Below are 8799 nucleotides of genomic sequence, written 5' to 3'. Positions count from 1 at the left end.
GGGTTTTGTTTGGGGGTTGAATCAGTCTTAAAAGACAGCAAAAAATACTACATTGGATTTTTATGGTATTGGCCTTGGTGTACAATCCAATGACTAAAGTTTATTTTCAAAAGAAATTCAGACAGTTATAAACTTATGGACAGTAGCTGTTTTAGTGTTTATTAATTAAAGAAAGTTTTTGGAATTGGAGTGAGATGATTAAATATCTATTTTTATAAAGAGCTTAATCGTGGCAAAATCTTGCTGGATAGAAAAAATCCTGCTAAATTATGATGGATAAATTTAATGAAAATAAATAAAATCCTACTAACAGCAGGATTTTATTAAAGTGTCTATTGAGATTTAGGATTGATGTTCTTCGTGTAATCTGGTATTTAGTTCATCTAATACCATTGCCCATACAGCATCATTTTTCCACTCTTCTTGGATAAATGCTCTTTGTGAGTCATTCCAAAATGGGGCATTTTTTAGATTAGTTTCTTCATCAAGTTGATTTTCTGCAATGAACTTTTCAACGGCTTCATCGCTACTTGCAAGACCTAATTGAGCAAACAGCTCGTTCATGGTATATTCTATATCACCTAACATGACTATCTCCTTTTATTGTGATTAAATTTATTTTAGCAATTTGCCAATACTTGAGCAATGCAAGTCTGTATAGTTTGTGTTTTTTAAGTGTTGTTTTTAACATAAAAAATATCCAGCCAAAACCAGCTGGATATTTGAATGTATTTTCTAGAATTAAGAAAATAAATGATCAATAGCGGCACGCTCTTCTTCAAGTTCGTTTAGTGTGATATTGATACGCTCTTGGCTGAAGTCATCAATTTGCAAATCTTGGACGATTTGATATTCACCATTTTCGGTAGTCACAGGGAAGCCGAACATGATACCTTTAGGAATGCCATACGAGCCATCAGATGGAATACCCATAGTTACCCATTCACCATTTGAGCCTAATGCCCAATCACGCATATGATCGATGGCTGCATTGGCAGCAGAAGCAGCTGATGATAAGCCACGCGCTTCGATAATCGCTGCACCACGCTTACCAACGGTTGGCAGGAATGTATTAGCATTCCAGTCTTGATCATTGATCATCTCTTTGACTGATTCACCATTAATGGTAGCAAAGCGATAATCAGCGTACATGGTTGGACTGTGGTTGCCCCAAACGATTAATTTTTTGATGTCTTTGACAGCTTTGCCTGTTTTTTTGGCAACTTGCGTTAACGCACGGTTATGGTCAAGACGCAGCATGGCGGTGAAATTTTTGGCTGGTAAATCGGGTGCTGATTTCATGGCGATATAAGCATTGGTATTTGCTGGGTTACCAACGACTAATACTTTAACATCACGACTTGCAACTTCATTAAGCGCCTTGCCTTGAACAGTAAAGATTTTTGCATTTTCTTGAAGCAGGTCAGCACGCTCCATGCCAGGACCGCGTGGGCGAGCACCAACCAATAGTGCATAATCAGCATCTTTAAATGCTACTTTAGGATCATCGGTACCAATGACATCAACTAATAATGGAAAAGCACAGTCATCAAGTTCCATGATAACGCCTTGTAGTGCTTGTTGTGCTTTTTCAACAGGAATTTCAAGTAATTGTAAAATGACAGGCTGATCCTTACCCAGCATTTCACCTGATGCGATACGGAATAGTAAGCTGTAGCCAATTTGACCAGCAGCACCAGTGACAGCAACTCGTACAGGTTGTTTCATGAATAAAAATCCTTGTTTAAATTATTAAGAAATTTTAAAAAATAGATTGATTATACATTTTTAATAATAATATTATCGATAAAAATGTCAAATCATTGTTAGTGTATCATTTTATGGATTTAAAGACAAACCTTTTTGGTGTGTATAAGATGGCAAGTTTTGGATATGAGTTCGTAAAAACTGGCATTTAATCAGTCAAATAGACTCCCAAGTCCAGTCGCCACACTGGTCTTTTTAGATTTTAGAATAATTAGTAAGGGCTAACTGTACCCATACGCTGAGAAATTGGGGTATATTGACCTAAAAGTAGGCTATAAATTGTCGCATTTTCCATAACATGCTTGACATAAGCTCGGGTTTCAGCGTATGCGATGGCTTCTACATACTGATCGGCACTGATGGCACCATGTGTTGGTACCCAGCGACGAGCAGCATTAGGACCTGCGTTATAGCTTGCGGTTGCGACCGCAATTTGTCCTCTGGCACGGTTTGCCAAATCATTTAAAAACCAAGTTCCATAGCGTATATTAGTATCAGGATTGCTCATATTACCTGTAGATTCACCCAAGCTTCGGGCAATTTGGGTGGCTGTGCTGGGAATGATTTGCATCAAACCACCTGCACCTGCACCAGATTGAGCAGATGGCTGAAATCGGCTTTCTTGACGCATGATGCCATACGCCCAAGCAGGATCAATACCTGCATTGCGGCTGTGTTTTAAAGTACTGTCTTGATAAGGGGTTGGGTGTGATAATGCCGCATTACGGAGATAATCGGTAGTTTCGATGGCATGGATGCTACGGTGATAAAATCCTAAGTCATGGGCTTTTTTGGCGGCACTCAGCAGTAAAGTGGTATTGCCTAAGTCGCGTGCTTTTTTGACCGCCCAATTCCATTCACGATTAATATGTTCAAGGCTGGCATTGTTTTGCATGAGTAGTATTGCACGGGCAAAGTGCTGATCTGCCATCATACGCTGTTCATCGCTGGTGCTGATTGATGGTAATACATTGCCACCAATATCAGATAGACTTAAACGCTGTCCGATGCGATCTTTGGCAAGTAGCCCATAGTAATCGATCCCTTTTGCAAGATTGTGATAAATATGCTGTGCTTTGGCTTGCTGACCAAGCTGTTCATAAGCCCGAGCCAGCCAATACTGCCAAATCCGCTCTTGTTGTTCAACGGCTGTCATGGCACTAATTGCCGTAATGACATCTGACCATTGACCAAAATAAATTGCTGCTTGGGCATAGTCTTCTGCTTCTTCGTAATTAAAAGTTTCACCCAAGCTATTTCTAAACCAATGTACCGCATCCATACTATAGCCATCATCGGTGTTCATATTCATACGCTTGACCGCAATGCTACGCCAAGCATACTGACGAGCCATATCAGAGATGAGCTTTTGTGTTCTAAGTTCGTCTTGAGCAATGTCATAATTAAGCTGTATGGCAGCTTCTGAGTATGAACGGTGTGCCAGCAAACTGATGGCATAAACATATAGATATTGATTGGTGTTGCTGTAGCTTTCTTGAGAAAAGCGTGTCAAAAATTCATTGGGATTATTGCGAATTTCATTAATGGTTTGGTAGCTGACGGATATGTTTAATTGTCCAAGCAATGAGATGATATCGCCCGTTTTATCCAAAGGTGCTTGGCGGCTAGAAAGTTGCCGTTTATCAATGCGTAGCATACGCAAAAGTTGTTCATGTTTATCGATGTTGGTGATGCGTGGGTTATAAACCATTTCGGTGGCCAGTTTATCACATAAAGATTGGCGGATTTGAGTATTTAGCCATACATTGGGTTTTTGGTATAAAGCTCGCAGTGAATCACGACTTTGGTTAAATCCTAAGGCAATCGCACAAGCTTCAGATTCATCAGGGTTTTCAATGCTGTCTGCTACGGCACGCACAGACGCATAGTCACCTTGGCGAGCCTTAATCTCAGCATAGTCAGCGGCGAGTTTTTCACTCATGACAGTGCTTGGATATTGATGGACAAACTGATTGACTGCCTCGGGTGATTGACCAGATAGGTTATAATTTAGCCGCCAATAGGTAGGATACATCCCAAATAGTGTGCCTTGCATATTTTTTTCGTATTGGCGTAGGGCATTTGGGCTACTTTTTTGGCGTTCGACATCAAAAAATTGATAAATACTACCGTCGTTGGCATGACCTTGTGCACAGGCAGCTTGCATAATGCTGATTGTGGCAAGCAGTGCGGTGATGGTCAATTTATTTGCTGTTTTCATTATTAGCTTAAATGAGTTAAATTTTGCTTATTCTACCAATCACTGATAAAAAAGTCCAAAATTATCCAATACATGCATCAAATTGATATTGACAAAATGACACTGGCATATTGATATGATATAATAGACAAATTTTTTATTTTGCAGACCCTTGGAGAAAACCATGACCGTTGGCACTTTCAATCCTAAAACTCAAGCAACCGCCATCAAAAATCCAGCAACAGCCTTACATGAAATCAGGGAAGCTGATCGTGATACCGCTGTGCCAAAAAAAGTTTATATCGTTACCCAAGGTTGTCAAATGAATGAATATGACAGCCAAAAGATGGGCGATGTTTTGGGTAGTAGCCATGGTATGGTCATTACCAATGATATTAATGATGCTGATGTGTTGATTATGAATACCTGCTCAATCCGTGAAAAAGCACAAGAAAAAGTTTTTTCTGAATTGGGTCGTTGGCGTAAATTAAAAGAAAAAAACCCAAATCTTGTCATTGGTGTTGGTGGTTGTGTTGCCTCTCAAGAAGGTGATAATATCCAAAAGCGTGCGCCATATGTGGATATGGTTTTTGGTCCTCAAACCTTGCATCGCCTACCTGAGTTGTATGAAAGTACAACAAATCAAGCCAAAACTGATATGGGTCAAATCCCCAAAAATCGTATCGGTGTGGTTGATGTCTCCTTTCCAAGTATTGAAAAATTTGATTTTTTGCCTGAGCCAAGAGTTGAGGGTTATACTGCCTTTGTGTCTATTATGGAGGGTTGCTCAAAATATTGCTCATTTTGTGTTGTGCCTTATACTCGTGGTGAGGAATTATCACGCCCTTTGGATGATGTATTGGCTGAAATTGATAGCTTGGCTGAACAGGGTGTGCGTGAAGTCAATCTTTTGGGTCAGAATGTCAATGGCTATCGTGGTGAAAAAGATGATGGCAGTATTTGCCGATTCAGCGAGCTTCTACATTATGTGTCATACATTGATGGGATTGAACGCATTCGCTACACCACAAGCCACCCTTTGGAATTTACCGATGATATCATTGAAGCTTACCAAAGTATTGATAAGTTGGTATCACATCTGCATTTGCCGATTCAAAGCGGTTCAAACCAAGTTTTAGCCGCCATGAAGCGAAACCATACGGTCGATGTCTACATGAATCAAATTGCAAAATTACGCAAAATTCGTCCTGATTTACATTTATCAAGTGATTTTATCATTGGATTTCCTGGAGAGACAGACGAAGACTTTTTACAGACGCTTCAATTTGCAAAAGACTTAGATTTTGATCATTCATACAGTTTTATTTATTCTAAACGGCCTGGTACGCCCGCCTCTGATTTGCCTGATGATGTCAGCCTTGAAACCAAAAAACAACGCTTGGCAGTTTTTCAAGAGCTTATTAAGCGTTCAACTTTTGATAAAACACAAGCCATGGTCGGTCAGACGCTGCGTGTGTTGGCCGAAGAGCCTGCAAATCGCCGTCAGGGATATTTACACGGTACAGCGGATAATACCCGTTCGGTAATTTTTAAAGCAGATACTGATCTTTTGGGCAAGTTTGTTATGATTAAAATCACCAAGGCCATCAGCATGCATTTAGTTGAAGGCGAGTTGGTTGAGGTCTTGGGCTAATTTGATAGATACAGGCACGGAGTGGGATGTGAGATTAAATAAGCTGCGTGCTTGGTTAAGAGGGCAGTCTGATACGCCAACCATTGGTATATACTTTGGAGAAAAGGCGGTAACAGCAGTTTGGCTAGATGAGCATGATGGACGCTATCACTGGTTGGGTTCGGCATGTGTGTTTTATACCGATGTGGTGGTTTCTGGCAAAATTGTTGATAAAGAAAAACTTGCCCAGACGCTAAGACAGATGATGCAAACGCTTGGGTTAAGTCAGGCAAATGCCATCACTTGTGTACCTGATGATGCAGTCATGCAGACGCTCATCGATATGCCAGCTGATTTATCAGATGAGGATATCGAAGCACAAATCTTAGTTGATGCTGAGCGTTATATTGGGCGTAATATCCAAGATGTTTATTTTGATTTTCAAGTACTTGAGCGATCATCAGTAGCAACTCAAATCACTCTGACAGTGGCACACCAAAATAGTATCCATGACTGCTGTGAAGTACTTGCCATGGTGGGAATAGAGGCTGTAGCAGTTGATGTCCATACATCTTGCTTGGCACGCATGATGGCTAAAATGACAGCACAAGTCAGTGCTTTGGTGGAGATTACCGATCACGATATTGGCGGTTATATCACTCATCATGGCGTATTGCTATATCAGCAAAATGAGCCAATACATACATTGACAAATTTTGGCAATCAGCCATTGGATGAGCAATCAGAACTTGATCAGTTTTCTCAATTTACCCATGATGTTGATACGCCTAAAAATTGGCCCAATCAGTCACCCTTAACGATGAATTTTGGCGATTTGACAGATCGATTGTCCAAGACGAATGCATCAATCCAAAATGACTTTGTACAGCCTTTGCAAGACAATTTTATCCAAAAAACACCAGATATTGCGATAAAAGCTCAAACTGGCGACTACCATATCCGCTTTGATGATTGGGTGGATGACATGGCAGCCGATGAACTTTCATTTGGCGAAGCGTCGGCAAATACGCCACATATCAAATCATCTGATCGGTCTGAATTGGAAGTTGATCAGATGGCCACAAAAATCTTATCACTGATCAAGAATTGTCAGGCACAAACTGTTTTACCGATTGAGCGGCTATACATCAGCGGCACAACATGGACAAAAGCATCACAGTTAGCAGAGGCTTTACAGGCAAAGCTTGATATTTTGTGTCTGCCCATGCATCCTAAATACGCGGTCAATCACGCCATCGAAGATAATGATATGGAGCAAGCACCCATGTTAACAGCAGCAGCGGCACTGGCTTTGACAAGATCTGAGGGGATTAATCTTTTGCCATGGCGTGAAGAGCGTCGCAGTCAAGCTGATGCTAAGTTTCGTCAAATATTTGTGTCGGTGGTGGGGCTTGCTGTTTTGGTGATGATGCTGATTTTTGGTGCAATTTATTATCGGCTCAATCAACAACAAGCAATCAATGATGAGATTAAAACACGCATCAGCACCTTGGACGATAAGATCCATCAAATGCAGCAGCTCAAAGAACAGCTAGATACTGCCCAAAAACACAGTGAGGCGTTAAATGCTTTATCAGAAGATCGACAAGTTGCGTATCGCTGGCAACAATTATCAAACCTAATACCTGAGGGTGTGTATCTAGACGAAATGAGTCAGGCGGCAGATATGCTTAGCTTGACAGGAAAGGCGGTATCGACACAATCCGTGTCTGCATTTGCCCATCGGCTTGAGTTGTCTGGGCTGTATACTGATGTACTTGTGGTGTCTTTGCAACAAGCAGATCAAGCGATGAGTTTTACGCTCACTGCCACTCAGCTGCCACTTGATGCCAAAGATATGATACAGCCAGCGAACATAACAAATCACGATGAAAATACTGATGTGAACGAGCGTGGTAATGAATAATTTTGTGTATCAGCTACAAAGTTTTTGGTATGAGCTTAATCAGGTCAATCGTCATACCATTGCTCAATCACCCAAATATATACAGCTGACGGTACTTGGTTTGATCGTGATGATCATTGGCATTTTTGGCTGGCTACTTGCGATTTTACCAACCATTCAAAAGCTTAATGCAGCCCAAAGTCAAGAATCTGCCTTAATTGATGAATTTGCCACTAAATATCATAAAGCCCAGCAGTTTGACCATCTAAGCCATCAGGTCATACAAAAAAATACACAACTTGAAAATCAGCTCAATGCTCTGCCACGCACAGCACCGATGAGCGAGATTATCGGAATGATAAATACCAAAGCACAAGCGGTTAATGTGCAGGTGGTGAGTGCATCAGTTCAAGCAGGTCGTGAACAGGATTATTATACCGAACGCCCTATCGCAGTGAGTGCGACAGGGGATTATCATGCTTTGGGTCGATGGTTGCTTGAGTTGTCAGAGGCTAACCATTTGCTGACAGTGCATGATTTTGATCTGAAGGCTGGTTTGAACCATCAGCTGATGATGATTGTTCAGATGAAAACTTATCAAGCAAACAAACGCCCAAAACCAGTTGCTCAGCAGGTGCCTGATGTTCAATGAATATTATCGGTGGGGCATTTTGGGTGCTTGGATTTGGGTTGGGATTGGATGTGCTGATAGCACCAGTCAAGTTGTTGATGATAAGCTTGCACATATTACCCATGAAGAGCGTATGGCGATCAGTGAGCCTGTGCCGATACCCTTATCTGTGCCGATGATATATCAGCAAGGCAAAGATCCTTTTATCAATCCTTATAGAAATGTTGAGGTTCTTGATACCAATCATGCCGCTGATCAGCAAGATGAGCCAAAAACCGAATCTACCAAAGCTTGGCCTATGGCAGACACTATGCCATCTCAGCCATCTGATACTCATCAGTCTGCCAAGGCTCAGGCACAAGTCTTCAAAGGCGATCCGATAGTCATTGATACCAACCGTGTTCGAGAGCCTTTAGAAAGCTATGAGTTATCAAGCCTACGCTATCATGGTCGTATTTTTGATGATGTTAGACTTGTGGCACTCATTATGAGTCCTGATGGCATCGTTCATCGTGTGAGTACTGGACAATATCTTGGTAAAAATCACGGAAAAATTACCCATATTGACAGTCGTACGATACATCTGATTGAAGCGGTCGCTGATACACAAGGTGGCTATTATCGCCGTGATGTAAACATTCATTTTATTCATAAGCAATGAC

7 protein-coding genes are annotated in these 8799 nt (G+C 41.2%); 4 read left to right on the top strand and 3 right to left on the bottom strand.

Translation table 11 applies throughout. The annotated features are described in order from the left end of the window. Positions 1–342: 342 nt before the first annotated feature. From A4U55_RS03150 to A4U55_RS03140, 3 genes are all read right to left on the bottom strand, one after another. Positions 343–588, bottom strand: coding sequence for a DUF2789 domain-containing protein (locus tag A4U55_RS03150; RefSeq protein ID WP_003660383.1), 246 nt, complete (start codon positions 586–588; stop codon positions 343–345). 153 nt (positions 589–741) lie between these two features. After that, a complete protein-coding gene (locus A4U55_RS03145; protein ID WP_003657661.1) occupies positions 742–1728 on the bottom strand; it encodes a malate dehydrogenase in 987 nt (328 codons plus the stop codon). 250 nt (positions 1729–1978) lie between these two features. Next, on the bottom strand, positions 1979–3988 hold the full coding sequence (locus tag A4U55_RS03140) for a lytic transglycosylase domain-containing protein (RefSeq protein WP_003660381.1): 2010 nt from the start codon (positions 3986–3988) through the stop codon (positions 1979–1981). A 163-nt stretch (positions 3989–4151) separates the two neighbouring features. Here A4U55_RS03140 and miaB point away from each other — a divergent pair, with 163 nt between their 5' ends. From miaB to A4U55_RS03120, 4 genes are read left to right on the top strand one after another with little or no spacing between them, the layout of a single operon-like run. Next, positions 4152–5621 (top strand): tRNA (N6-isopentenyl adenosine(37)-C2)-methylthiotransferase MiaB, encoded by a 1470-nt coding sequence (miaB, locus tag A4U55_RS03135; RefSeq protein ID WP_003662052.1) that lies wholly within the window; start codon positions 4152–4154, stop codon positions 5619–5621. Positions 5622–5649: 28 nt separating this feature from the next. Then, positions 5650–7527: a pilus assembly protein PilM gene (pilM, locus tag A4U55_RS03130; protein ID WP_003657658.1), complete on the top strand. Its 1878-nt coding sequence runs from the start codon at positions 5650–5652 to the stop codon at positions 7525–7527. Continuing rightward, positions 7520–8158 (top strand): type IV pilus inner membrane component PilO, encoded by a 639-nt coding sequence (locus A4U55_RS03125; protein WP_003657657.1) that lies wholly within the window; start codon positions 7520–7522, stop codon positions 8156–8158. Before pilM ends, A4U55_RS03125 begins: the two co-directional genes overlap by 8 nt. Next, on the top strand, positions 8148–8798 hold the full coding sequence (locus A4U55_RS03120) for a pilus assembly protein PilP (RefSeq protein WP_003657655.1): 651 nt from the start codon (positions 8148–8150) through the stop codon (positions 8796–8798). Before A4U55_RS03125 ends, A4U55_RS03120 begins: the two co-directional genes overlap by 11 nt. The last annotated feature ends 1 nt before the right edge of the window (position 8799 follow it).

Source organism: Moraxella catarrhalis (assembly GCF_001632285.1).
Lineage (GTDB): Bacteria > Pseudomonadota > Gammaproteobacteria > Pseudomonadales > Moraxellaceae > Moraxella > Moraxella catarrhalis.
The sequence above is the reverse complement of the archived record's forward strand: the minus strand, read 5'-3'. Positions and strand labels throughout refer to the sequence as shown.